Source organism: Streptomyces sp. T12 (assembly GCF_028736035.1).
Classification (GTDB): domain Bacteria; phylum Actinomycetota; class Actinomycetes; order Streptomycetales; family Streptomycetaceae; genus Streptomyces.
In genome coordinates, this window is the sequence record NZ_CP117866.1 from 7,268,671 (window position 1) to 7,293,141 (window position 24,471).

The 24,471-nt window shown below is 69.8% G+C and carries 19 protein-coding genes; 3 read left to right on the forward strand and 16 right to left on the reverse strand.

The window, feature by feature from the left end:
* Nucleotide 1: 1 nt before the first annotated feature.
* From PBV52_RS32890 to PBV52_RS32910, 5 genes are read right to left on the reverse strand one after another with little or no spacing between them, the layout of a single operon-like run.
* A complete protein-coding gene (locus PBV52_RS32890; protein ID WP_274243363.1) occupies nucleotides 2-622 on the reverse strand; it encodes a hypothetical protein in 621 nt (206 codons plus the stop codon).
* Nucleotides 619-1,692 (reverse strand): MupA/Atu3671 family FMN-dependent luciferase-like monooxygenase, encoded by a 1,074-nt coding sequence (locus PBV52_RS32895; protein ID WP_274243365.1) that lies wholly within the window; start codon nucleotides 1,690-1,692, stop codon nucleotides 619-621. Before PBV52_RS32895 ends, PBV52_RS32890 begins: the two co-directional genes overlap by 4 nt.
* Nucleotides 1,683-5,279 carry an amino acid adenylation domain-containing protein gene (locus PBV52_RS32900; RefSeq protein WP_274243367.1) on the reverse strand — a complete coding sequence of 1,199 codons (3,597 nt, stop codon included), beginning with the start codon at nucleotides 5,277-5,279 and terminating at the stop codon, nucleotides 1,683-1,685. The genes PBV52_RS32895 and PBV52_RS32900 overlap by 10 nt, the downstream gene beginning before the upstream one ends.
* Before the next feature lie 28 nt (nucleotides 5,280-5,307).
* Nucleotides 5,308-5,514: an MbtH family protein gene (locus PBV52_RS32905; protein ID WP_274243369.1), complete on the reverse strand. Its 207-nt coding sequence runs from the start codon at nucleotides 5,512-5,514 to the stop codon at nucleotides 5,308-5,310.
* Nucleotide 5,515: 1 nt separating this feature from the next.
* Nucleotides 5,516-7,012: an MFS transporter gene (locus PBV52_RS32910; RefSeq protein ID WP_274243370.1), complete on the reverse strand. Its 1,497-nt coding sequence runs from the start codon at nucleotides 7,010-7,012 to the stop codon at nucleotides 5,516-5,518.
* 454 nt (nucleotides 7,013-7,466) lie between these two features.
* On the opposite strand from PBV52_RS32910, the gene PBV52_RS32915 reads away from it, so the two are divergent.
* Nucleotides 7,467-8,285, forward strand: coding sequence for an SAM-dependent methyltransferase (locus PBV52_RS32915; RefSeq protein WP_274243372.1), 819 nt, complete (start codon nucleotides 7,467-7,469; stop codon nucleotides 8,283-8,285).
* Nucleotides 8,286-8,297: 12 nt separating this feature from the next.
* Here the strand turns inward: PBV52_RS32915 and PBV52_RS32920 are convergent, their stop codons facing one another.
* Both PBV52_RS32920 and PBV52_RS32925 read right to left on the reverse strand, forming a co-directional pair.
* Nucleotides 8,298-9,218, reverse strand: coding sequence for a helix-turn-helix transcriptional regulator (locus tag PBV52_RS32920; protein WP_274243373.1), 921 nt, complete (start codon nucleotides 9,216-9,218; stop codon nucleotides 8,298-8,300).
* Nucleotides 9,219-9,369: 151 nt separating this feature from the next.
* Nucleotides 9,370-9,600 (reverse strand): DUF397 domain-containing protein, encoded by a 231-nt coding sequence (locus PBV52_RS32925; protein WP_079052310.1) that lies wholly within the window; start codon nucleotides 9,598-9,600, stop codon nucleotides 9,370-9,372.
* A 197-nt stretch (nucleotides 9,601-9,797) separates the two neighbouring features.
* Between PBV52_RS32925 and PBV52_RS32930 the strand changes: the two genes are divergently transcribed.
* Complete coding sequence (locus PBV52_RS32930) at nucleotides 9,798-10,361, forward strand: ATP-binding protein (RefSeq protein WP_274243374.1); 564 nt, start codon at nucleotides 9,798-9,800, stop codon at nucleotides 10,359-10,361.
* Nucleotides 10,362-11,651: 1,290 nt separating this feature from the next.
* Here the strand turns inward: PBV52_RS32930 and PBV52_RS32935 are convergent.
* The 7 genes from PBV52_RS32935 to PBV52_RS32965 form a co-directional block, all read right to left on the reverse strand.
* Nucleotides 11,652-12,131, reverse strand: a complete 480-nt coding sequence (locus PBV52_RS32935) for a hypothetical protein (RefSeq protein ID WP_274243375.1) — start codon at nucleotides 12,129-12,131, stop codon at nucleotides 11,652-11,654.
* 867 nt (nucleotides 12,132-12,998) lie between these two features.
* Nucleotides 12,999-13,415: a PIN domain-containing protein gene (locus PBV52_RS32940; RefSeq protein WP_274243376.1), complete on the reverse strand. Its 417-nt coding sequence runs from the start codon at nucleotides 13,413-13,415 to the stop codon at nucleotides 12,999-13,001.
* Nucleotides 13,412-13,675, reverse strand: coding sequence for a CopG family transcriptional regulator (locus PBV52_RS32945; RefSeq protein WP_274243377.1), 264 nt, complete (start codon nucleotides 13,673-13,675; stop codon nucleotides 13,412-13,414). The genes PBV52_RS32940 and PBV52_RS32945 overlap by 4 nt, the downstream gene beginning before the upstream one ends.
* 1,193 nt (nucleotides 13,676-14,868) lie before the next feature.
* A complete protein-coding gene (locus PBV52_RS32950; protein WP_274243378.1) occupies nucleotides 14,869-15,705 on the reverse strand; it encodes a carbohydrate ABC transporter permease in 837 nt (278 codons plus the stop codon).
* Nucleotides 15,706-15,707: 2 nt separating this feature from the next.
* Nucleotides 15,708-16,697 carry a carbohydrate ABC transporter permease gene (locus tag PBV52_RS32955; protein ID WP_274243379.1) on the reverse strand — a complete coding sequence of 330 codons (990 nt, stop codon included), beginning with the start codon at nucleotides 16,695-16,697 and terminating at the stop codon, nucleotides 15,708-15,710.
* Nucleotides 16,698-16,774: 77 nt separating this feature from the next.
* Nucleotides 16,775-18,118, reverse strand: a complete 1,344-nt coding sequence (locus PBV52_RS32960; RefSeq protein WP_274243380.1) for a sugar ABC transporter substrate-binding protein — start codon at nucleotides 18,116-18,118, stop codon at nucleotides 16,775-16,777.
* 133 nt (nucleotides 18,119-18,251) lie between these two features.
* On the reverse strand, nucleotides 18,252-19,721 hold the full coding sequence (locus PBV52_RS32965; RefSeq protein ID WP_274243381.1) for a glycoside hydrolase family 32 protein: 1,470 nt from the start codon (nucleotides 19,719-19,721) through the stop codon (nucleotides 18,252-18,254).
* Nucleotides 19,722-19,846: 125 nt separating this feature from the next.
* Here PBV52_RS32965 and PBV52_RS32970 point away from each other — a divergent pair, with 125 nt between their 5' ends.
* A complete protein-coding gene (locus PBV52_RS32970) occupies nucleotides 19,847-20,128 on the forward strand; it encodes a hypothetical protein (protein WP_274243382.1) in 282 nt (93 codons plus the stop codon).
* Between the two features lie 63 nt (nucleotides 20,129-20,191).
* Here PBV52_RS32970 and PBV52_RS32975 read toward each other — a convergent pair whose 3' ends face one another.
* Together PBV52_RS32975 and PBV52_RS32980 are read right to left on the reverse strand one after the other, a co-directional pair.
* On the reverse strand, nucleotides 20,192-21,250 hold the full coding sequence (locus PBV52_RS32975; protein ID WP_274243383.1) for a LacI family DNA-binding transcriptional regulator: 1,059 nt from the start codon (nucleotides 21,248-21,250) through the stop codon (nucleotides 20,192-20,194).
* A 646-nt stretch (nucleotides 21,251-21,896) separates the two neighbouring features.
* Entirely contained in the window at nucleotides 21,897-24,455 is a 2,559-nt protein-coding gene (locus tag PBV52_RS32980) for a GH32 C-terminal domain-containing protein (RefSeq protein WP_274243384.1), read from the reverse strand.
* Nucleotides 24,456-24,471: the final 16 nt, after the last annotated feature.

The window sequence follows — 24,471 nt, forward strand, 5'->3', positions numbered from 1 at the left end:
GTCACGCCACGTCCTCCCGAAGCCTCACGAATTCCCCTGCCACACCCCGGCCCTCCCGAGCCGCCACCCACTCCTGCGCCACACCGCTGGCATCCCGGGAGGCCCGCGTCACGCCCTGGCCTTCCCGGGGCGCCGCGCATTCCCGCGTCACGCCCCGGCTCTCCCGGGGCGCCGCGCACTCCTGCGTCACGCCGCCGGCATCCCGGGAGGCCCGCGTCACGCCCTGGCCTTCCCGGGGCGCCGCGCATTCCCGCGTCACGCCCCGGCTCTCCCGGGGCGCCGCGCACTCCTGCGTCACGCCGCCGGCATCCCGGGAGGCCCGCGTCACGCCCTGGCCTTCCCGGGGCGCCGCGCATTCCCGCGTCACGCCCCGGCTCTCCCGGGGCGTCGCGCACTCCTGCGTCACGCCGCTGGCATCCCGGGAGGCCCGCGTCACGCCCTGGCCTTCCCGGGGCGCCGCGCATTCCCGCGTCACGCCCCGGCTCTCCCGGGGCGCCGCGCACTCCTGCGTCACGCCGCCGGCATCCCGGGAGGCCCGCGTCACGCCGTCGGTCTCCCGGGGCGCCGTGCATCCCTTCGCCACGTCGCGGCCCTTGCGCAGCGTTGCGAATCCCCCTGTCACGCCACGTCCTCCCGAAGCTCGGCCAGCCGGTGCAGCCCGGCCAGTACCTCGTCGCGGCCGAGGCCGAAGTCCACGAAGCAGGCGACCTCGTCGCAGCCCAGCTCCCGCAGATCGGCGAGCATCTTCCGGCAGGTCTCGGCGGAGCCGAGCAGGCTGCCCCAGGTCAGATAGCGGTGGAAGGCGAACTCGGCGAGCAGCGCGGTCTGTTCCTCGGTGAGCTCCGCCGTCGCCTTGTCGGCCGTGCGGTTGGCCGTGGTCTGCCGTACGTACGAGCGCAGATACCTCGTCAGCGGTACGGAGGCCAGGCGCCGCGCCTCCTCGTCGTCCGCGCCGACGAACGTGTGCGCCATCAGCGTCACCCGGCCGTGCGCGTCGGTGCCGCCCTGGTCGGGGGCGGCGGCGCAGGCGGCCCGGTAGCGGGCGATCTTCTCGGCCAGCTCCTCCCGGCTCTGCCCGACGGTCGCCCCGAGGACCCCGGTGCGCAGACCTCCGGCGGCCTCCCAGGTCGCGGGGTTGCCGGAGCTGGTGAGCCACAGGGGAAGCGTGTCCTGCACCGGCCGGGGCTGCGGCAGGACGGCGACCGAGGCGCCGGTGCCGTCGGTGAACTCGGCCGCCTCACCCGCCCACAGCCGCCGCAGCAACGGGATGTCCCGCAGGGTCTGCTCGCGGCGGCCCTCGTAGTTGTCCGGCGCCAGCACGAAGTCGGCCGAGTGCCAGCCCGTCGCCGCGGACAGCCCGATCCGGCCGTGCGAGAGGTTGTCGACGACGGCCCAGTCCTCCGCGATCCGCAGCGGATGGTGCAACGGCAGGATCACGCTGCCCGCCCGGATGTTGATCCGCTCGGTGGCCACCGCGAGCGCCGCGCTGAGCACCGGCGGGCTGGGGAACACCTGCCCCACCTGCTGGAAGTGCCGCTCGGGCGTCCAGATCGCGTGGAAGCCGAGCCGGTCCGCGGTGCGGGCGACGGTGAGGATGTCGTCGTAGGCCTCACTGTGCCGGGGCGTGCCGCCTCCGGTCGCGGTGTCGGTGGCGGGCATGTCGGCGCCGAAGAACATCACGCTCAGGTCCATGGCACCTCCTTCTGACTGGTGTCGGTACGGCCGTTTCGGCTGCTGTCGGTACGGCCGTCGCGGCCGGGTTGCCGGGGAACGCGCGGCCGGCGCGTGATGGGCGCCGGTGCCGCGGGTGCCTCGGCCGGTGCCCGCTCCAACTCGGCGGCGAGAGCGGCGACCGTGGGGCAGGTGAACAGCTGGGCGGCCGTCACCGTGCGCCCGGCGCCGGTGAGGCGGGCCGCGACCCGTACCGCGCGCAGGGAGTTGCCGCCGAGCCGGAAGAAGTCGTCGTGCGGGCCGATGTGCTCGACGCCGAGGACGTCGGACCAGACGGCGGCGATCTCCCGGTGCAGCGCGGAGTCCGTCGGGGTGTCGGCGGGGCGGGCGGGGGCGAGGACCGCGTCCCGGACCGCGTCCGCCCGCCGGGGCGGCTCGGGCAGGGGCAGCCGGGACAGTGGTACGTCCGGCTCGGCCGCCGCCGCGCACAGCGCCTCGACGACCGCGTCCGCCAGCCACTGGACGAACTCCGGCTCCAGGCACGAGGTCCGGTACTCGAAGACCAGCGTCATGCCGTCCGGCGCGCCCTCCGGCCCGTGGTCGTCCGTGACGTCGACCAGCAGCTCGAACCGCGCGGTGCCGGTGCGCACCGGCACTACGCCGGCCTCGGCACCGGGCAGCTCCACCTCGGCCCGGGCGTTGTTCTGCAACGCCAGCACCACCTCGGTGAACGGCTGCCGCCCCGGCGGCCGTACCGGATTGAGCGCGTCCACGACCTCCTCGAACGGCACGTCCTGGTGGGCGAAGGCGTTCAGCGCGGTCTCCCGGGAACGCGCGAGCAGTTGCCGGGCGGTGGGGTCGCCGCAGGCGTCGGTGCGCAGCACCAGCATGTTGACGAAGAACCCGACGACGTCATCGACCGTGCCGTCGTGCCCGCGCCCGGCGATCGGCGACCCGACCGCGAGATCCTCGCCCGCCCCGGCCCGCACCAGTGCGACGGCGAGGGCGGCGTGCAGCGCCATGAACAGCGTGGCGCCCTCCGCCCGCGCCGCCTCGACGACCCGCGCGTGCGCGCCCGCGTCCAGCCGCCGTACGACGGTGGCGGCGTCCCGACCCGGCACGGCGGGCCGTCCGGAACGGCGGGGGAGCAGCGGGCCGCCCGCCGGGAGGTCCGCCAAGGCCGCCCCCCAGAAGGTGAGTTGGGCGGCCGCGAGGGATCCGGGATCGTCCGCCGAACCCAGCCGCTCCTGCTGACGGCGGGCGAAGTCGGCGTACGGCACGGGCAGCGGGGCGAGCTCCGGCTCGGAACCGGCGCTGCGGGCCGCGTAGGCACGCGACAGATCCCGGAAGAGCGGGGGCAGGGACCAGCCGTCACCCGCGATGTGGTGCAGGACGAGCAGCAGGGCGTGCTCACCCGGCCGGTCCCGGACACTGAACAGCACGGCGTGCAGGGGGAGTTCGGCGGCGAGGTCGAACCGATGCCGGGCGGCTTCGCTGACCGCCCGCTCCAACTCACCCGAGCCGACCCCGACATGCCGCAGCCGAGGCAGTGCCTCAGCCCCGCTCAGCACCCGCTGCCTCGGCTCGCCGTCGCTCTCCTCGAAGACGGTACGCAGCGCCGTCTGCCGGGCGGCCACGTCCCCGAGGGCGGCCCGCAGGGCCTCCGGGTCGATCTCACCGCGCAGCCGCACCAGCACGGGCAGCGTGTAGGCGCTGCCCGCGTCGACCCGGTCCAGGAACCACAGCCGACGCTGGGCGTACGACAGGGGGAGCGCATCCCCGTCCCGCAGAGGTGCGGAAAGCGCGGCTCGGTCGCCCCCGGCGGCCTTGTCCCCCTCCCCGCCCCTCTCGGCGTTCTCGTCCTGCGCGGCCTTCTCCACGTACGGCACCAGCGCCGCCGGTGTCCGGCACTCGAACAGCGCCCGTACGCCGACCTGCGCGCCCAGCGTCAGCTGGATCCGGCCCAGCAGCCGCGTCACCATCAGCGAGTTGCCGCCGAGCGCGAAGAAGTCGTCCTCGGGGGCGACCGACGCCACCCCCAGCACCTCGGAGAACAGTCCGCACAGCGCTTCCTCGACCGGGCCCGACGGCTGTCGTGCGGCTGCCGAGGCGAGGGAGCCGGTGATCGGGCCGGGCTCGGGCAGGGCGGCGCGGTCCAGTTTGCCGTTGGCGGTGAGGGGCAGGGCGTCCAGCAGTACGAAGGCGGCCGGGACCAGGTAGTCGGCGAGCACGCGAGCGGCGTGGTCACGCAACTCCCGTTCCGACAGCCGCTGCCGATGTCCGTCGCGCGGGACGACGTACGCGATCAGCCGCTTGTCCCCGGTGGCGTCCGGACGGGCGACGACAGCGGCCCGGACGACACCCGGGTGGCCGGCCAGGACCGTCTCCACCTCCCCGGGCTCCACCCGGAACCCGCGGATCTTCACCTGGGCGTCGGCCCGCCCCAGATACTCCAGCACCCCGTCCGCCCGGCGCCGCACGAGATCGCCGGTGCGGTACATCTGCTGACCGGCGGCCCCGTACGGGTCGGCCACAAAGCGCTCGGCGGTCAGCCCAGGACGGCCGCAGTAGCCGAGGGCGACACCCGCCCCGGCGGCGTACAGCTCACCGGTCTCGCCGTCCGCGACGGGCCGCAGCCGCTCGTCGAGCACCCGGAGCCGTTTGCCGGCCAGCGGGCGGCCGATCGGCACCGGTCTTCCCTCCCGAACGTCCTCGGCGGTGACCGGATGGACGGTCAGGAAGACCATGCCCTCGACCGGCCCGTAGCCGTTGCTGAGCCTCAGCCCGGGGTACCGCTCCAGGACGCGGGCGGCGTGCGCGGGCGACAACGGCTCGCCGCCGACGATCAGTTCGCTCACCCCGGCGAGGGCCCGGGGGTACTCGTCGACGATCACGTGGAACAGGGAGGCGGAGAGGTAGAGGGAGGTGACGGCATGCCGGTCGACCAGACCGGCCATCACCACCGGGTCGGGGCGCTGCCCCGGGTGCAGTACGCACAGGCCGCCGCCGAGCAGCGGGCCCCACAGCTCCAGCGCGAACGCGTCCCAGGACACGGGGGAGCACTGCAACCACACCGCGCCGGTCCCGAAGGAGGCGAAGTCCTGCCCGGTCAGCGTCCCGGTGATCGCGGCGTGGGAGGCGACGATGCCCTTCGGACGGCCGGTGGAGCCGGAGGTGAACATCACGCAGGCGGGATCCTGCGGCCGTACGTCCACGGCGCCACGTTCGAGACGCGGTGCCCCTTCGGCGTCCTCCACCGCGACCGACTCGGCCGCGAGGGCGGTCGGTCGGGCCCCGCGCCGCGACACGACCACGGCGACGCCCGCGTCGGCCGCCATCCCGCGCAGCCGTTCCGCCGGAAAGTCCGGGTCGAGCATCACATAACCGGCACCGGCCTTGAGCGTGCCGAGCAGTGCCACCACCATCTCGGTGGACCGCTCCAGACATACGCCCACCAGGGCCCCCGGCCGCACGCCGTGCCGCCGCAGCAGCCCGGCCAACCGGTCGGCGCGCGCGTCGAGTTCGCCGTAGCTCAGCCGCTCGTCGCCGTACACCAGCGCGGTCGCCGCCGGTGTCCGCCGAGCCTGTGCCGCGAAGAGTTCATGCACCCCGTGCAAAGCCCCCGTTGCCCCCATCTCAGCCGTCGGCTGCCGTGCGGGCGGGAGATATGTCGGTCCAGCGGTCCTCGACGAAGGCGAGGCAGTCCGCGCGACTGCTCGCGGTCATCGCCACGTCCCACCCGCCGGGCACGGTGATCCCGTCGGGCCAGAGCGAGAACTGGCCCTCGGCGTTGGTGAGTACGAGGTAGGTGCCGTTCTCGTCCTCGAACGGATTGGTGGTCATGTCAGCCCTCCACGAGTGCTTTGTTCTCAGGGTTGTCGGGGTCGGCGTCGGGGTCGGGGTGGGTGTCGGGGTCGGGGTTGGCGCGGTGCCTGGCCGGATCCTCGGGGGCACCGGGGCGTCCGCCGTCCCCGGAGTCGTCTTCGCAGGTCACGGCGTTGTCGCCGCCCCCGTTTCCCCCGCCGTCCCCGTCGCCCGTACCGTCCCCGCCCGACTCGGCATCGATGTCGGGCAGCAGCGAGTCGATCTCCCGCACCGTGCGCCGGGTCATGCTCAGCACCCCGACGGCGATGCCGCACAGGCCGGCGATGAGCAGCATGGCCGCCATGCCGCTGCCCGGCCGGTCGCCGACGAGCGGCCCGAGCACCACGAAGATCCCGGTGCCGTCCGCGGCCTGCGGTTCGAAGACATGGTCGGCGAGCGGCCCGGAGACCGCGGTGGCCAGCGGGACGGAGATCTGCGACAGGAACATCACGGCGCCGAAGACCCGGCCGTGCCACTCCTGAGGAACCTTCGTCTGCACGATCGCCTGCATCGTGCCGTTGATCATCGGCATGAGCGCCGCGCCCACGAGAATGGCCGCGCACCAGCCGACCACACCGCCCGCGAGCGCCATGGCCACCTGGGCGGACAGGCACATGCCGATGATCCCGAGCAGCATGCCCCGCGCCCGGTTCTTCGGCCCGCTCCAGGCCGCCATCAGCAGCCCGCCCGCGAGCCCGCCGACACCGATCGCCGTGTTGACGCTCGCCAGCGCCGACGTCTCGCCGCCGGACCGGGCCAGCACCATGGGCTGTACGGCGGCGAAGCCGAAGACCATGACCAGGTTGACCACGCAGAAGGCCAGCATCAGATCGCGCAGGCTCGGATACCGGAAGAGGAACCGCATCCCCTCGACGGCCTCCGCGACGAGCTTCTTGCGCGGCCCGCCCGCCGGCTTCTTGGCGGGGCCGTCGTCCCCCCGCATCGGTACGACCCGGATGGCGGCCAGCGCGAGAGCGAAGCTCACCAGGTCGGCGACGAGGATGAAACCGAGCCCGGAGAACGCCACCAGGAGCCCGCCCAGCGCCGGACCACCGACGTCCGCCGTGCTCTTGGCGCTCGCCAGCAGACTGTTGGCCCGCTGCAGTTGCCCCTTGTCCACCAGCAGCGGCACGGCGGCGCCCAGCGCCGGGAACTGGAACGCGGCGGCGCTGCCGAGCAGCATGACGGCCGCGTAGACCTCCCAGGTGTGCAGCCCTCCGGTGAAGTGCAGGACGCTGAGCAGCGCCACGATCAGCAGTCCGCCACCGTCCGCGAGCTGCAGCGCCGTACGCCGGCTGATCCGGTCGACGAAGGCTCCGGCAAGTGGGCTGAGCAGCACCTGGGGGAGCAGCGCGCAGAGCGACAGCGTGGTCAGCGCCGTGGCCCGGCCGGTGGCCGACCATGTCTCGAAGACGAAGGCGAACCGCAGAACGGAATTGCCGACCAGGGATATCGCCTGCCCGCTCCAGACGAGCATGAAGGGACCCATACCGACGAACCGGCCTGGCCTTCCCCCGTTACGTCCCCCGTCATGCGCGGTGTCGTCAAGCGAGCGCGCCGAATCGGCCACGTGCGTACCCCCGTCGAATGTGACTTCCGACCGAGAACCCTAGTTCGAACTGGCGCGTCGCACAGCCCGATCATGAATCGCGGCCGAGAAGCCCTCACGGATACCGTCCCCCGACCGTGAGGGCCGCGCGCTGACGGGCCCCGGACGCGGCCACCTCGTAGGCACCTACGAATATTTGACGCCACAACGACAAATCGGTTCGGGCGACGGCCTGTCCAGGCGTCTTGTCGAGCTGTCTCCCCGTCAGGGTGTCATTCTTCCGGTGGTTGACAGACGGACTGGCCTGACCAACTGCCGCCTCCCTAGGATGTGTTGTCGGGCGAGGTGATCTCCTCGACCGGCCCTGCCACTGGGGGAAACGATGGAGCCTGGAAAGCCGCTGTCCAAGTCGATCGATGCCACGATTCCGACAGCCGCGCGCATGTACGACTACTACCTCGGCGGCAAGGACAACTACGCGTCCGACCGAGCCGCCTGCGAACAGCTGGACAAGGTCGTCCCCAGTACCCGCGCCCTCGCGCTGAACAACCGGCGCTTCCTGCAGCGGGTGGTCGGGACGCTGGCCCAGGACTACGGCATCCGGCAGTTCCTCGACCACGGCTCCGGCCTGCCCACCCAGAACAACGTCCACCAGGTCGCGCAGGCCATCGACCCGTCCTCGCGCGTGGTGTACGTCGACAACGACCCGATGGTCCTGGTCCACGGCCGCGCCCTGCTGGAGCAGAACGAGAACACCGCCGTCATCCACGCCGACATGCGCGACACCGACGGCATCTTCTCTCACGCGGACACCAAGCGCCTGATCGACTTCTCGCAGCCGGTGGCCGTGCTGTTCAACTCGGTGTTCCACTGCATCCCCGACAGCGACACCGACGGCCCGCTCGCCGTGGCCCGCCGCGTGGCCGAGCGACTCGTGCCCGGCAGCTACCTGGTGATGTGCCAGCTGGTCAGCGAGGACCCCGAGGTCCGCGAGTTCGTCACCAACTTCATGGACCAGGCGACGCAGGGGCACTGGGGCCGGGTGCGCCAGGAGAAGGACGTGGCGCAGCTGTTCGAGGGCCTGGACATCCTGGACCCGGGCCTGGTGGAGGTCTCCACCTGGCGTCCCGACACCGAGGTGGCACCGCGCCAACTCACCCAGGAGTGGATCGAGTTCGGCGGCGTCGGCCGACTGCCGTAGCGCAGCGCCGACCTACGGGGCAGGTGCGTACCGGGCCTTCGTCTCACGCAGTCGCTGCAGCGACTCGCGCGGGTTGAGGGCCTCGTCGCCCAGCCGGTCCAGGGCGATCCGGTACTCCTCCGTCTCGTCCTGGTCCTCCAGGAAGGCGGCGCTCTTGATGTGCTCCAGATAGACGATGTCGGGCAGATCGACGCCGCCGAAGCGTAGATAGGTGACGGGGATGGCGGGCGCGGAGGCGTTGGTCACGTCCAACGGCACGATCTGCAGGGTCACATGGGGGCGCCGGGCCATCTCCTCCAGATGGTCCAGCTGCTCACGCATCACCTCGCGGCTGCCCAGCATCCGCAGCAGCACCGACTCGTCGACGATCGCCCACAGCTGAGGCCCGCCTGGCCGATGCAGCAGTTCCCGCCGCCGCATCCTCAGCTCGACGCGCCGCTCCACCTCACGGCTGGGCGCCGACGGCAGCCCGCGCTCCACCACGGCCCGGGTGTAGGCCTCGGTCTGCAGCAGGCCCGGCACGTACTGGATCTCGAAGGTACGGATGGCGGTCGCGGCCTCCTGCAACCCGACCAGCCGGTCGAACCACTCCGGCATCAGCCGCTTGTCATAGCGCTGCCACCACCCGGGCTCACCGGCCCGCCGCAGCAACTGCAGCAGCACCGAGGACTCGTACTCCTCGGCCCGGTACAACTCCAGCAGCGCACGCACGTCGACCTCCGTGGGCGGCCGACGGCCCTTGCCCGCCTCGATGCGCGACAGCTTCGCCGGACTGAACCCGACGGCGCGTGCCGCCTGGTCCTGGGAGAGCCCGAAGTCCTCGCGGATACCCGCCAGCTGGACGCCGACCAGCATCTTCAGCAGGGTCGGCGCGGGCTCGGACCGGTTCAGATACGGTTCGAGGCGGGAGATGCGAGGCGACTCGGCGGACATCCTGACTCCCCGTAGACCGGCATACGACAGACCGCATTATCGCATCCCGCCGCCTCGCGCCGCCTGAACCGGCACAAGTAAGGGGCACAACTTCCGCTTCGCAGCGGCCCCCTGGCTTCTGCGGATGGACGACCGCGCACGGCGGCCCGGGTCAGACCAGGTGGTCGAACTCTCCTTCCTTCGCGCCCGCCAGGAAGGCGGCGATCTCGGCCGGTGTGTAGACGAGGGCCGGCCCGTCGGGGTCGCGGGAGTTGCGCATCGCGACGCTGCCGTCGCCCAAGGGGGCCACCTCGACGCAGTTGCCCTCGGCATTGCTGTGCCGGCTCTTGGTCCAGCGGACGCCCAACGAGCTTGCCCGCACGCCGTTCGGTGCTGTTGGCACTGCACTCTCCTTGCTCACGTTCCGCCACGTGTACGCCCCACCGCCCCGGCGGGTCCGAGGGCATCACGTGCTCTGCGTCGACACCGCTCGCGCAATTTCCCGTGAAATTGCACGGAGGCGCCGTCGGCGTGGATAATAGTCCGTGGCGTCAACTGCAGCGCGGACGCCCCGCCTTGACCGTGTATCAGGGAGACGTTGTGTCCTTACCTGCGTACGAAGGGCTTCGACTGCCCGGTAGCGCTGCATCCCCTGCGGAGTGGACCGGGTCACCGGCAGCGCACCCCGGCACCCCGGGCCGGGCCCATCTCACCAGGCCCGAACCCCCGCGCACCTCGCCCCGCTCGGCCGCCCTGCGCCTCGTCGGCGCCGAACAGGGTTGCTGCCAGGCCCGCGACTTCGTCCGTCGCACCCTCGGTGACTGGGCCCTCGACCACTGCAGCGCCGACGCCCTCATGGTGGTCACCGAGCTGGCCGCCAACGCCGTACTGCACGCGGCCCCGCACTCCGCGCCCCACCCCTTGGCCGCCGGTGAGCCCGAGATCTGGCTCAGGCTCAGCCTCCGCCGCCCCGCCCACCTGGTCTGCGCCGTCACCGACCCGAGCGACAACCCGCCCGTGTACCCGCACACCAGCGACCCCCTCGACGAGCACGGCCGCGGGCTGCGCATCATCGACGCCCTGTCCGAGCACTGGGGCTGGACCCGACGGCAGCCCAACGGCAAGACGGTCTGGGCGATGCTCCCCACCGGCAGCCAGGTCTGATCCACCCATAAGCGCCCTCGTCCACGCCGCCAAATTCAGGCTGCCTCGGGCGGCGGTGTAACGCGCACGCGTTTCCTTGGCGCAGAACCAGGTAGAAGCGGTCACCCTCGACGGCCGAATTTCGGCTTCGCGGGGTGACCCGTCCGCCCAGCAATGCGCCAGAACGGATTTCTCGTGAACACCGACCCGGTTTCCGGACACCGGAAGGACGGCCGGCCCGCAGGCCCCGACCACTCCCTGCGCAACCAGGCCGCCGCACACGCAACGCCGGACCGGCTCGGTGGATGGGCACAGGACATTTTCACAACGGGCACAGAGGGCCTACGCATCATCCTCAATTACGGCACCCCGGCCGCCCGTTATCTGCTCCCCGGGCGCGGAATTGCCGCCCGATTCCACAGGGCCTGACGGCATTACCCAGCGAAGGATCGGCATTGTGACACGAAATCCCACCGACAACGATCACCCACCGATCTATGAAGAATTGGTGCGTGAACGCGGAGACGCCGTGGCGGAAGCCCAAATGGCAGCCACACACACGCAGAACCAGGCAGCAGAACTCCTGACCGGTGGAGAAGCGCCCCGCTGGGACCAGCGGGCAGCGCATCCCGGGCATCATCACGAGCCTCGCGTCGGATGATCTGCAGGGCCGGCCCGGGCAGCCTCATACGCCGCGGTGAACCGTCCGACGGCGCCCAGAGTCCGCCTTCACACAGCGGGTCTGGGGCATAGGACTCCTCCGAGAACCGGCCCACCCCGGCCGCGGTCGACGCAGAACCCGGCCGGCGCCCTGATCGCGCCGAGGACGACGCCGGCGAGGTAGCCCCCCGCGGCCTTGCCGGCGATCCCGGCGGGGGCGGGCGACGGCGCCCGGCGCCCTCCCCCGCGGGCCGAACACCCCCGACGCAGAGAAACTGAACCCCCTCCGCATCACGGGCGGCCCACAGCGCCACCGCACGTCCTTGAGCGAACGACAAAGAGCGGGCCCCAGTAACACTGGGTCCCGCTCTCTAATGTCGGCATCCGCCCTGGTCAGCGCAAGATTTCCACTGATTTTCGGCGAGTGCCCCCGGCAGGATTCGAACCTGCGCACACGGCTCCGGAGAGCATGCCTAGACGCGTCTAGAAATGCCGTCTGAGCTGTGTGTTCTCCCTTCCGTGCGAGGCGGTGGAGTGACCTCTATCGCATACCGTGCGCAGAGCGGCTTCGATGCGTTCCGACGGGAGCGGGCCTTGTTGAATTCGATGCTGAAGCGACCTCCAGAGACCGGCTCTGCAAACGGTGACGACCTAAGACCTGCCTCGGACCCAATCGGTGCAGTGGACCGTCTCGTTGATGCACACGCGCATGTTGATCGAGTAGTCCTCTGGGATGTCGCCGCTGCCGTCGGGGGATCCCAGGTTGAACGTTTTGGTTCCGTCCGCCGTGCTCACGTAGAATGTGTCCCTGTCCACAAGGAACCCGTCGTCTGGGTTATACGAGCTGTAGACGCTCATCTCGATCCGGGTCGCGTGTCCATCGGCCAGCCGATCATAAGCGATCAGTTCTTCGCCGTCCGGGTTGAACTTTGCGTAGTACGCGACGTTGTCGTCGTCGGGGTACAAAAACGCCTCTGCCCACCTCGCACCGCCAGCATCCGTCAGGCTGTCGCCCGAGTAGGTACGCGCGTGCCAGGTGACCGCATGAGCCGTACCGGCGGCACCCAAGCCGATCACTACCGCCAACGTGGCAGTCGACAGCATCTTGGCCGCCTTGCGTACCTTCATCATGTCTCCTTCGTCACTCGGACTTGCCCGAGCTGAAGCCCCCGACCCTGCGCATGGAGGAAACCGCAGTTCATCTGGACCCTTTGCGTCATTCTTGCCATGCGCATGGTCTCTCATTGGGGCGTCAGACGAACCCTGAAAAGTTTCAGGGTAGATACGGGAAGACCCGCCCCGCAGAGTGGGCTACCGGCTGTGGCGGGTTGCGGAATCCCCAGGGGTGGATGGGGCCGTCACGACGGGCGTCCCGTGTGGGCGCTCGCGCCATGACTGGTCGGCAGGGCTGTTTCCGAAGGCAGGCGGGTCGGCTTGGGCTATCAGCCAGTCAAGGAGAGGGCCAAGCCCGGGCCACCTCGCGCGTAGCGCGCTTTCCAGCGATTGCCATACGGCGTTGCTGCATGCGCCGACTGTGCCCAGCAGTGAAGCGCGGTCGAACTCTTGTCGCAGGGGCGCTGGTATGCCGTCGAGGCCGTCGAGCTGGAACGGTCTCCAGGCACTCGCGGAGTGGATCGACGGTAATGCTTTTGTCGACGGCTCCCACGGTGCCATGACGAGCCACGATACCTATCCATGCGAGCCAACGTGACCGGTCGCGGCCGGACTGGGCGGGGGCCTCACCGATCAAGAGCACGATGGGCGGTCCGCTGAGAGCTGCGTCGATGTTCAAGCTCTTTGGGCGGGACTTGGTCAGGCGCTGCTCAATTCTGAACTTGCCCTGGTTGGCGTCGAGTTCGTTCGAGCTCAGAGTCACTATAAAGGCCACGCTCGGACCTTATCCCGGTGGCTGCGGCCATGGTCCAGATCGGAATGACTCCGCGGTTGGCGGCCCTGCGGTGGGGAGCGCCGAAGGGGATCGGTACCGCAGAGCTGACGCTAGACCTTGATGACAGTGATGCGAGAACCGCACAGGGCGGTTAGGTCCTCGGGGTCCGAGGTGAGAACCGTCGCCGGACCGGGGGCTGCGAGGGCGGTGGCGCCGAGCATGGCGTCGATGGCGTATTTATGGCCGTGCAGGCCGGCGTCGGCGAGGAGGGCGGCGGCGTGGAGGGCGATGGGTTCGGTGACCGGTTCGATGACGAGGCGGGAGAGGGTCCACTCCAGGGCCGGGCGGTTGATCCGGGGGTGGACCACTTCCACGAGGGTGGCCGCGGAAGTGATCACCCGCAGGTCGTCGGCGCGAGCGAGGGCGAGCCAACCGGTGACGGTGCGGTCGCGAAGGACGGCCTTCGCCAGCCCTTCGCTGTCGAGGACGAGGGTGCCGCCGGGGGTAGCGGGGGAGGGGCGGGTCACGCGGCGTTCGCCCCGCCTTGCGTTTGCTGCTGGCGGGCCTGGTGGAGCTGGTCGCGCAGGGCCTGGATCTCTTCGTCGGTGATGGGCCCGTGCTCGGCCTCGGCGACCTGGATGAGCTCGTTGAGATTGTCCCGCTCGATCTGGCGCGCGACGGCGGCGGCGACATAGGCAGACAGGCCCGAAGGGCCGCTGCGGGCCCTGGCAGCCTCGGCGATGTCGCGGGGCATGGTGATTGAGTACTTTCCGGTAGGGTCACTCATGCTACTCATCCTACCTCCGATCCTCCCCGAGTGGGGCTGGCACAGCGAAGCCGTTGAGTCGCTCGCTGCGGATGGCTCCAGCCTTGTCTGGGGTGCGCAGAGGGGAGCGCAGCGGCGTCGTTGCTGCCGAGGCTTTATGTGGGCATCCAGGACGTTCACCTGAACAGAAGGGTGGTGGATGTCATGAGGAACTCGAAATCTCAGGCGCGCGGCGTCCCCGGCAGGAGACGTGGAAGCAGGGCCGTGGCCGTTCGCCGCACAGCGGGTGCGACGGATATCAGGGCGCTGGCCGATGACCTCGGCGCGGCGCTCCTCCGCTCCGTTCGGCAAGGCGCTGCGGATGAGTCCCCTGCGGGGATCAGCCGTGGCTCGCCACAGGGTCGCGCGGCTGGGGTCAGCTGGTACGCCTTTGCTCTGGAGTACATGGAGATGAGGTGGCCGCTGATCGCGGCGAAGACCCGGGATGAGACCAACGATGCGCTGTGCGCGATCACCCGGGCGATGCTCCGGGACGTGCGGGGCCGTCCGAGCGATGAACTGCTGCGGCGGGCGATGCGGGGCTGGGCGTTCGTCGTCCCATGCCCGGAGCCGTGTCAGATGCCGGCGGATGTCCGGCTGGCCCTGCGCTGGGTGGCGGGAGCCTCACGTCCGCTGGCCGATCTGATGGATCCGGCCGTGATGCGGTCGGTGTTGACAGCCCTGCGGCTCAAGCAGGATGGCGCGGTGGCGGCGGCCGAGACGCAGCGGCACAAGCACAAGGTCCTGGTCAATGCGGTTCGGTACGCCGTCGAGCAGCGCAAGTTGCCCGCCGACCCACTTGCTCCCATCAAATGGAGCGTGGCTGAGACCGTCCACCAGGTCGACCCACGGGTGGTCGCCAACCCAGGTCAGGCGCGTTCCCTGCTGCGCGCGGTCTCCTACGTCGGCAGTTACCGGCGGGCTCGTGGACGGCGGCTGGTCGGACTGTTCGCCGGGATGTACTACGCCGGGCTGCGCCCCGCCGAAGCGGTCGGGGCGTCTTTGCCCAACTGCGTGCTGCCCGCGGAGGGCTGGGGTCAGGTGACCGTGCATCGCACACTGCCGCAAGCGGGCAGGCGGTGGACCGACACTGGAAGAGCCCACGACGAGCGCGGTCTCAAGGGCCGTCCGGCTGACGACACAAGCACCGAAAGGCTCGACCGGTCAAAGCGGGCTCAGCCCTTTACGGCGGAGCTGGCTACGCCCTGCACGAACCACCGCTGGAAGAACGTGAAGACGATCAGCACCGGCAGGACCAGCAGGACACCGAAGGCGAGGACCTGGCCCCAGTCCACGGGCTGCTGGCCCTGGAAGACGCTCATCTGCAGCGGGAGGGGACGCACTGAGGGGTCGGAGACCATCAGGACGGGCCAGAGGAAGGAGCCCCACTGGCCGAGGAAGGTCAGGATCGCCACCGACGCGTACACCGGCTTCGACATCGGGACGACGATCGCGAAGAAGGTGCGCCAGGGGCCGGCGCCGTCGATGCGGGCGGCTTCCTCGATGCTGGGCGGGATCGCGCGGAAGTAGGTGGCGAACTGGAAGATGGAGAAGGCTTGGGCGATGAAGGGGATGGCCTGGATGTAGATGGTGTTGCGCTGGTCGTTGAACATGTAGAACAGCGGGACGGCCACTGCTTCGAACGGGACGAGCAACAGCAGCAGCACGAGGGTGAAGACGGTGTTCTGGCCTTTCCAGCGCAGCCGGGTGAGCCCGTAGGCGGCCATGGAGTTGACGATCAGCCCGCCGAGCACCACGACGGCGGACAGGAGCAGTGAGATGCCCATGAACCGCCAGAAGTAGCCGGTGGCGTCGGAGTCGAAGCTGTCAAGGACGGCAGTGTAGTTGTCCAGCGACAGGTGGGTGGGCAGGAAGCCGGTCAGGCCGTTCAGCACTTCGTCGGAGGGCTTGAAGCTGCCCAGGAACAGGTAGAGGACGGGCAGGACGAAGATGAAGGCCAGGACGCTCAGGACGGCGTAGTCGAGGAAGCGGCGCAGGGGTGAGCGGGTCATGGTCAGTCCTCGTTGCCCGCGCGGACGACGCGGCGCTGGGTGAGGGTCAGGGCGACGACGATCAGGAAGAAGACGACGGTGATCGCGGACGCCTGGCCGATGTTGTTCTGGTCGAAGGCCGTGGTGACGGCCTGGTACATCACCGTGCGGGTGGCGTCCTCGTCGAGTCCGCCGCCCTTGACGAGGACGTAGACCTGGTCGAAGACGCGGAAGGAGAACACCGAGGTGAGCAGGGCGACGAAGACGAGGGTGCCGCGGATGCCGGGCAGGGTGACGTGGCGGAACTGCTGCCAGCGGGAGGCACGGTCGAGCTGGGCGGCCTCGTAGAGCTCGCCGGGGATCTGCTGGAGTCCGGCGAGGAGGATGACCATCTGGAAGCCGACGCCCTGCCAGACGGACAGCACGATGATCGAGGCCATGGCGGTGAGCCCGTCGCCGAGCCAGTCGAAGGCGCCCCAGTTGCCGAAAGTCACCGCGTCCAGGGCGGAGTTGAGCAGGCCGTCGCCGCTGCGGGCGAGGATGAGCCGCCAGATGACGGCGACCAGGGCCATGGGGAAGACGACGGGCAGGAAGAACAGGGACCGGAACAGGCCGATGGCCTTGAGTTTGCGGTTGAGGAGGATCGCCAGGGCCAGTGCCAGGCCGGTCTGCAGGGGTACGACGACCACGGCGAAGGTCAGGTTGTTCAGCAGGGCCCGCAGGAACGGGCCGGACATGTCGGGGTCGGTGAAGATGCGCCGGTACTGCTCCAGGCCGAAGAAGCGGGGCGGGAGCGGCGAGCCGAGGCGCACGTTGTAGAAGGAGAGCACGACCGCGTAGACGAAGGGGACGCCGACGAAGGCGATGAGGCCGCCGAGGGCGGGTGCGGACATCAACAGCCCGTGCAGCCAGTCGCGGTTTCTGTGCCCGGACCGTTTGGACTTGGCGGATGTCGGTGGTGAGGTCGGTTTCCTGCCGGCGGGCGTGGCGGGTGCGGGGTTGACGGTGGTCACGGTAGGGGTCCTCTTCCCTGCCGGGAGGAGCGGGCGCTGTCAGCGTGTGCCCGGCCCTCCCGGCTGCTGGATGCCGGCTACGGCAGCTGGTAACCGTCGTTGTCCGAGTAGTCCTGGTCGATGGCGCGGGCGGCCTTGGCCAGAGCGGTCTTCGGGTCGGCGCCGCCGTAGATGTCGCTCAGCGCCTGGCTGAACTTGGCGGTGACCGTGGGGTATCCGGCGGTGACCGGGCGGGTCACGGCCACGCAGGACTTCGTGATGTCACTGTCGCCACACGGCTTGGCCAGCTGGTCGGCGAAGAGCTGGAGCGGGCCGCCCTGCTTGTACAGGTCGCTCGTGGCGAGCACGGACTTGGTGCCGGGAGGGGCACCGTTGGCCGTGGTCATCGCGGTGACGTTGGTGTCGTTCATGAGGGAGTCGAGGAAGGCGCCGGCGGCCTTGCCGTTCTTGGTGTTGGCGCCGATGCCCCAGGCCCAGGAGCCCTGGCCGGTCTTGGGGCCGTTGCCGAAGTCGGGCAGCGGCAGCACGACGAGGTCGCCACCGAGTGCCTTGCTGAAGGCGGGGTACATCCAGTGGCCGACCCAGCTGAGGGCGACGCGGCCCTTGGGGAAGGCGTTCGAGTCGGTGTTGGGGTCGACGTAGGTCTTCCACGACTGGAAGGTCTTCAGCGCCGAGGCCACGGCCGGGGTGTCGAGAGCGCCTTCTGCCTTGCCGTTCTTCAGCAGCGAGCCGCCTGCCGACCAGACGATCGGGCTGAAGCCGTAGGTGCCCCACTCGTTCGCGAAGCCGCCGCCCTCCCCAATGTCCAGGCTCTTGCCGTCGGAGTCCTTGGCGGCCAGCTTCTTGACGGCCGCGGTGAACTCGTCCGCGGTCCAGGCGTCGGACACACCGGTGGGGTACTTCACCCCGGCCGCGTCCAGCAGCTTCTTGTTGCCGTAGATGCCGAGCCCGGAGTCGTATATGCCCAGGCCGTAGTGCTTGCCGTCGATCTCGCCCTCGGCCTTGATGGCGTCCGTGGCGTTGGCCAGGGTCTTGGCGGAGACGTAGTCGTCGATCGCGGCGAGCTTCTGGTTGTAGACGAAGCTCGCCATGGTCGGGCCGTCGAACTCCATCACGTCCGGCAGCTTGGAGGCGTCGGTGGTGGTGATGGTCTTGGTGTAGTCGTTGTCGGGGATCAGCGTCAGCTTGACCTTGACCTTCTTCTGCGAGGAGTTGAAGGTCTTCACCGCGTTCTGCACGGCGGCGGCCTCGCTCTGCTGACCCTGGTGGGCCCAGACAGTGATGGTGCCCGTGCCGCTGCCCTTCTCGGCGGAGGTGTTGGTGCCGCTGCCCCCGCCGCAGGCGGCCAGCGCGGCCAGCGGAAGGACGAGGGCCAGGGCCGTACAAGCCATCCGGCGGGAACTTCTATTGCCGATGTTCATGGTGGGTGCCTCCGGTGTGTGGTGCGGGTGAGGGTGAGAGGTGCGGATGGGGCGTGGAGGGTGGAGAACTGGGGTGGGAACGAGCCCTACGGCGTGGGCAGGGCTGCCTACGCGTGCGGAGAGAGGTGGGGGCTCATGCGGACTGTCCTTCGGGCTCACCGGAGTTGCCGCTCGCCTCCTTGATCACGAGAGGCCGCAGCTCCCAGGCGTCGACCGCGTAGCCGAGGTGCGCGTTGGGCGCGCTGCGTGCCTGTAGCCGCCACGGGCCGTCCCCGGTCGGGTAGAAGCGCAGGGTGAGGACCTGGCCGGTGGAGGTCAGGAAGACTTCGGCGATGGAGTGGTCGACGACCACGCGCACGTCGACGGGCCGGCCGACTGGGCAGGGCATCCGGTAGGAGCCGCCGCGGGCCCGGGTGTCCAGCGAGGCGTGGTCGCGGTCGACGACCAGTTCGCCTGTGTCGGCGTCGAGGCGGATGTCGAGGTACTCGGAGCCGTCCGGGGTGGTGAGCAGCCGCAGACCGGCGTTTCCGGTCGGCTCCAGGCGGGCCGTCAGGTCGAAGGCGCGGCCCACGCTGCCGAGGTCCACCGGGCCATCTGTCACGCCCTCGGTGTGGACGGCGTGCTCGCCGCGCAGGTCGAGCAGTTCGGCGGCGGGCTGCTGGCGCAGCGTTCCGTCGCCGCCGACCGAGATCTCGCGAGGCAGGGTCAGCACGCCGGCCCATCCGTCCGCGACCGCCCAGGCTTCCTCGCGGGCTTCCACGGACCAGCCCCACAGCAGCCATCTGCCGCCGGGTGCACGCAGCAGGGCGGGTGCATAGCAGTCAGGGCCGTGGTCCACGAGGACTGGCGCGCCGGCCTCGAAGACGTTGCCATGTTCCTCGCCGACCAGAGCCGTGACGCACCGTGGGCTGTCGTCGTCGTTCCAGGCGCTGAAGATAAGAGCACCGGGCCGTCCGGACTGCGCCGGGAGGTACTGGGGACACTCCCAGCCCTCGCCGGTGTGCAGTTCCGTGCCGCCGACCGGCTCCTGCTCGCGGGCGTCAAAGGGCCCCAGGTAGGTCCAGTTCTCCAGGTCGGGCGACTCGTAGAGCAGGGCCGTGCCACGGCCGTCCGCGAGGGCGGCGCCGACCAGCATCCGCCAGCCGTCGCCGTCCTGCCAGACGTACGGGTCGCGGTACATGGTGCAGCTCTCGGGCCAAGCAGGGACGACCAGTTCGCCACGCGGGCGGAAGGTCAGGCCGCCGTCATGGGAGGTGGCGTAGGTGACCGGCTGGTGCTGGGGCGAGCGGTCCTCGCGGTGCGCGGAGTAGAAGGCGACCAACCGGTTGCCATCGGAGACGGCGTTGCCGGAGAAGCAGCCGTCGGCGTCCACGCCACCCGGGGTCGGGGACAGGGCGATCGGCAGCGGCTCCCAGGTCAGCAGGTCGGGGCTGCGGAAGTGGCCCCAGTGCATGTTCGCGTGGGTCGCTCCGTACGGGTTGTACTGGTAAAACGCGTGGTAGTGGCCGTCGTGGAAGACCAGCCCGTTGGGGTCGTTGATCCAGTTGCGGGGCGGGCGCAAGTGCGCAACGGGCCGGAACAGATCACGGGGCGCGGTGGACACACACGTGCCTTTCGGTAAGTACAGAGGGCATGCGAAGGGCGGTCACCGGACGAAACCGGCCACGATCCCTTCGCAAAATTCGAAGAAAGTGGCCTCCACCAGCACTCGCGGAAGGCCCCGGCGGCATGGCAACACAAAGGCAGGTCCGGCGCGATGCCGACGGCGAGCTGCGGGAGAGAGGCTTGCTGACGCGCCGACACCTGGTCGGCGAAGGGCGCGAGGCTCAGTACCCTCGCGCCAAAGAGGCCGGGCCGCTGGAAGAGCGGGCCAAACTGGCGCAGACCGATCCGCCCGCGCTTACCGGCGCGGCGGAGGCGGCGTCCAGCACCAGCAGGCTGCGACGGCTCGACGCCTCATTGAAAATCTCAGGGGACATGTGTGTACCCTCACTGTGTTCCAAGTACTGACAGGACCGACGACCGGTTGCGACGGTCGCCTGTCATGGTGTGAAGTGCTTCGCCGTCCCGGGGTCAGAGTCGGGGCGGCGAAGCGACCGATGCCCGCGCCACCAGCGGGCAAAGCAGCATCTCCTGGCTGTCCGGGCCCGGTGGCCGGCCCGGCGTCTTGGTGAGCGCGAGCAGCTGGGCCACAGCCCGTGCCCCCATCTCGTAGTGCGGGAGCTGAACCGTGCTCAGCGCGGGGTGGACGACCTCGCAGACCAGCTCCTGGTTGTCGAACCCGATGACCGACAGATCACCGGGGATGGACAGTCCCAACTCGGCCGCAGCGCGATAAGCGCCGGCGGCCATCCGGTCGTTGAAACAGAACAGTGCCGTGGGGCGCTGCTCCGCCGTCAGCAGGCGTCGGGCAGCCCGGTAGCCCGCGTCCACGTCGCCGGCCGTCGTCCCGAAGGACACTGCCGTCTCCGCGGCGACCAAAGACGGGTCATAGGGGACACCGACCTCGGCCAGCGCCTTGCGGTAGCCCTCCAAGCGGCCCTGCCGGGCGGGAACGTCGACGGTCTGCACGGTCATGCCGATCCTGCGGTGCCCGTGGTCGATCAGCTCACGCACCGCCGTGTATCCGCCCTGGACCTCATCGGGCACCACGAAGGGGATGGCGGGGTCCTCGGAGCGCGCGTCCAGCAGCACGGTGGGCGTCGAGCCCAGGCTCTCCGGCACGCGCACGTTCCGGTGGTACATCGCCGCGTACAGCACCCCGTCCACCTGCCGCTGGAGCAGCATCTCGATGCTGGTGCGCTCCAATTCGGCATCGCCGCTGGTGTTGACCAGCAGCAGCACCAGGCCCTCAGCTGCGGCGGCCTCCTGGGCGCCCAGGATCGTCCGGCTGGCATGGGGGGTGGTGGCGATCTCATCGCTGACGAAGCCGATGGTCTGCGACCGCCTCAGCCTCAGCCCCCGGGCGAGGCCGTTCGGCGCGTACCCGAGTTCGTCGGCGACCCGCAGGACGCGCTGCCGGGTCTCCGCACTGGCCCGCTTGCCCTCGACGCCGTTCAGGATGTGCGACACGGTCGCGGTCGACACACCCGCCGCCGCGGCCACGTCCTTGATCCCGATCCGGCGCGCCATGGCCCCTGCCCAAACTAGTAGATACCGGGTTGACTAATCGTTTAGCCAACGGCGTGCACATGAGACTGCCCATGGCCAGAGCTCCTGTCAATGGCTTGTTACGAACTCTTGGCCGTCAGGTGTCCTGTGGGGAAGTCCAGCAGCGACGTCCGCCCACTCCACGCCGATCGCCTGAGCCAGGCGATCCGCCTCCAGACGCGACGTCGTACACGCCCCGATCCGCGCCTGACCTCAGGCGGTGCCCGTGCGGAACGGGTTCACTGGCCGCGCCCGTGGCGGGGGTGAAGCTGGCGGTGGCCGCTCAGGTGAGGACGATCGCCCAGCAGCCAGAGCGGATCGCGGAATTGGAGCGGTGGTTGGCAGTGACTTGCTCAACTCCTCCAAGCCGCCCTCCAGCGACGGGCGGCCAGGAAACCTGTGACGAGGTCGCTGCGGAAGTCCATTGAGTCTGATTCGAAAATCCCCACGCCGCAGCTCAGAGGGGAAGACACACAGGCAGGCACCACCGGTGCGGGCCAGGTCTGGAGTGGCAGGGGGCACCGGCCCCGCGGAGATTGATTCCACGCCCCCTTCTTGCCGCCTGCCTCGCCGAGAGCCGCGCGCTGGAAGCCGCCCCTGGCCAGTCGGCGCACGGACCTGCGGCGCGTCACCGCCAGATGGACTTCAGCTGCCACGCCTGCAGGTGGTTGAGGGTGGCGGTGCCGCCTTCGGCGAAGACCTCGACGCCGGTGCTGGCGGGGTCGGGGAAGATCTGGTCGGTGATGACGGCCTCGCCGTTGCCGCCGAAGACCTCGACGGAGGACCAGTCGACGAGGATGCGCAGCTTGACCTTGCCGTTCTTGGGCTTCAGGGGTGCGGTCTGGACGCCGGGGAAGGTGCTGTTGAAGTCGTCGGCGCCGGAGCGGGTGCGGTCGACGTACAGCTCCTGGGTGGTGGTGTCGTAGCCGATGACGGTCTCCTCGCCGCCTGCACCGGTGCGCACCTTGAGGCCGAAGCGCTCGGCGTCCTTGAGGGAGAAGGTCGCCTCGATGTCGAGTGCCTTGCCCTTGGCCGCGCGGCTGATCAGGGGCTTGGAGGTGCTGTTGACGGTGATGCCTGACGCCGTCGCCGGGTGCTGCTGCCGGAGGGATTCCAGGCTGCCCACCGGCTTGCTGGTCAGCCGGACTTGGCCGTCGACGGTGCGCAGGGCCATCTCCCTCGGAACGCTCTGCGCGCTGCGCCATGGGGAGGTGGGGATGGATTGGCCATAGTCCCAGTTGTTCATCCAGCCGACCATGTAGCGCTTGCCGCCCGGTGCGTTCTCCCAGGACACGGCCGCGTAGTAGTCCTTGCCGTAGTCGGCCCAGTCGGCGCGCTGTACGACGGACTTGGCGGCGGTGTCGGCTTCGGTGAACTGGTCGGCCAGGATGTGGCCCCAGCCGGCGTTGTTCATGTCGACGATCTGGATCTGCGCCTTCTTGCCGACGTAGGGGCGCAGGTCGAAGGACGCCCAGTCCAGGCTCTCGCTGTCGGCGCCGGTGGCGCTGCGGACGACCTCGCCGTCGACGAGCAGGTTGACGGACGTCTCCTGGGAGACGCGCGGGGCCAAGGCGTCGGACAACATGATGTGGTCGACGTTGAGGTGGCCCCAGCCGCCGCTGTTGTTGTCGACGATCTTGATCTGCGCCTTCTTGCCGGCGAGTTCGCCGACGTCCCACGAGGCCCAGTTGAGTGCCTCGCCGTCCTTTCCGGTGGAGCTGCGGACGACCTGGCCGTCCACGAGGAGCTCGACGGCGGTGGGGTTGTCGGAGTCGGCCGGGTGGTTGCCGCCGCCAATGAGGAACTTGATGTACTTCTTGTCGATGGTGAACTCGGGTGAGGTGAGTGTGCCGGTGGTCGAGTCGCCGTTCAGGAAGGTGTTGACCAGCCCGTCTCCCAGGAATCCGGAGACCTGCCCCTGGTCGGGGAGGGTGCCGGGGGCCGGTGCGGTGCCGAAGGCGTCTCCGGTCTTCGTCCAGTCGCCGTAGGTGCCGCCTTCGAAGTCGGCGAGTACCGTGCCCTCGGGCGGAGTTCTGTCCATGACGGTTCCGGCCTCGTGCGGGTGCCGTCCGCCCCCGACCTTGAAGTTCAGGTAGGGGCTGTCCACGGTGAATTCGGGTGAGGTGAGGGTGCCGGTGGCGCCGTCACCGCCGTGGAAGCTGTTGGCGAGGCCCTTGCCGTCGAAGCCGGTGACCGCCCCCTGCCAGTCCACCGCACCGGTTGCCGGTCCCTGACCGAACGCGGTGCCGGTGGTCGTCCAGGAACCGAAATTGGCGCCCTCGAAGTCCTGCACCACCGTGCCGGTGGGCGGTGTGTAGGTGCCCTTGTCGTCGGCGGTGAACTTCTTGCCGTCGAAGTCACCGATGAAGTACTGCGAGCCCGAACCGCCCGCGATACCACCGGGATTGATGTTGACGACCAGGACCCACTTGATGTTGTTCTTGTCTCCGTCGACCGCGAGGGGGAACAGGTCGGGGCACTCCCACACGCCGCCCGTCGCACCGGCCGGTCCGAACTCGCTCTGGAGCTTCCAGTCCTTGAGGTTCTTGGACGAGTAGAACTGCACTTTGTGCTCGGCGGACAGAGACACCGTCATCAGCCAGCTCTTGGTCGGCGCGTACCACTGGACCTTGGGGTCGCGGAAGTTGTTGGAGCCGATGTCGATGACGGGATTGCCCTGGTACTTGGTCCAGGTGCGGCCCCGGTCGGTGCTGTAGGCGAGCGACTGGGCCTGCTTGCCGCCGTTCTTGTAGGCGCTGGTGTAGATCGCCACCATGGGCGGGTTCTTCTTCGTGCCGAACCCGGTGGTGTTGTTCCAGTCGACGACCGCGCTGCCGGAGAACACCATCTCCTTGTCGTCGTGCGACAGGGCGAGCGGCAGCTCCTTCCAGTGCACGAGGTCGGTGCTCACCGCGTGCCCCCAGGACATGTCGCCCCAGGAGTTGCCGTTGGGGTTGTACTGGTAGAAGAGGTGGTACTCGCCCTTGTGGTACACGAGGCCGTTGGGGTCGTTCATCCAGTTCTTCTGCGGAGTGAAGTGGAACTGGGGTCGGTAGGTCTCGGTGTACGGCGGGGTGTCGGCAGCTACGGCCTGGGGGGCGAGCGGGGCTGCGGACAGGGCGCAGACGGTCGCCACCGCCGCGATCATCCGTATGCGGGCATGCCGGGATACGCGTGCAGAGCTCATGGTGTCTCCTAGTCCC

What these genes read in the sequence shown, in the direction of transcription:
- PBV52_RS32895 (WP_274243365.1), bottom strand. Translation starts at nt 1,692, where the DNA reads ATGGACCTGAGCGTGATGTTCTTCGGCGCCGACATGCCCGCCACCGAC.
- PBV52_RS32905 (WP_274243369.1), bottom strand. Translation starts at nt 5,514, where the DNA reads ATGACCACCAATCCGTTCGAGGACGAGAACGGCACCTACCTCGTACTC.
- PBV52_RS32910 (WP_274243370.1), bottom strand. Translation starts at nt 7,012, where the DNA reads ATGCTCGTCTGGAGCGGGCAGGCGATATCCCTGGTCGGCAATTCCGTT.
- PBV52_RS32915 (WP_274243372.1), top strand. Translation starts at nt 7,467, where the DNA reads ATGGAGCCTGGAAAGCCGCTGTCCAAGTCGATCGATGCCACGATTCCG.
- PBV52_RS32920 (WP_274243373.1), bottom strand. Translation starts at nt 9,218, where the DNA reads ATGTCCGCCGAGTCGCCTCGCATCTCCCGCCTCGAACCGTATCTGAAC.
- PBV52_RS32935 (WP_274243375.1), bottom strand. Translation starts at nt 12,131, where the DNA reads ATGATGAAGGTACGCAAGGCGGCCAAGATGCTGTCGACTGCCACGTTG.
- PBV52_RS32945 (WP_274243377.1), bottom strand. Translation starts at nt 13,675, where the DNA reads ATGAGTGACCCTACCGGAAAGTACTCAATCACCATGCCCCGCGACATC.
- PBV52_RS32950 (WP_274243378.1), bottom strand. Translation starts at nt 15,705, where the DNA reads ATGACCCGCTCACCCCTGCGCCGCTTCCTCGACTACGCCGTCCTGAGC.
- PBV52_RS32960 (WP_274243380.1), bottom strand. Translation starts at nt 18,118, where the DNA reads ATGAACATCGGCAATAGAAGTTCCCGCCGGATGGCTTGTACGGCCCTG.
- PBV52_RS32970 (WP_274243382.1), top strand. Translation starts at nt 19,847, where the DNA reads ATGGCAACACAAAGGCAGGTCCGGCGCGATGCCGACGGCGAGCTGCGG.
- PBV52_RS32975 (WP_274243383.1), bottom strand. Translation starts at nt 21,250, where the DNA reads ATGGCGCGCCGGATCGGGATCAAGGACGTGGCCGCGGCGGCGGGTGTG.
- PBV52_RS32980 (WP_274243384.1), bottom strand. Translation starts at nt 24,455, where the DNA reads ATGAGCTCTGCACGCGTATCCCGGCATGCCCGCATACGGATGATCGCG.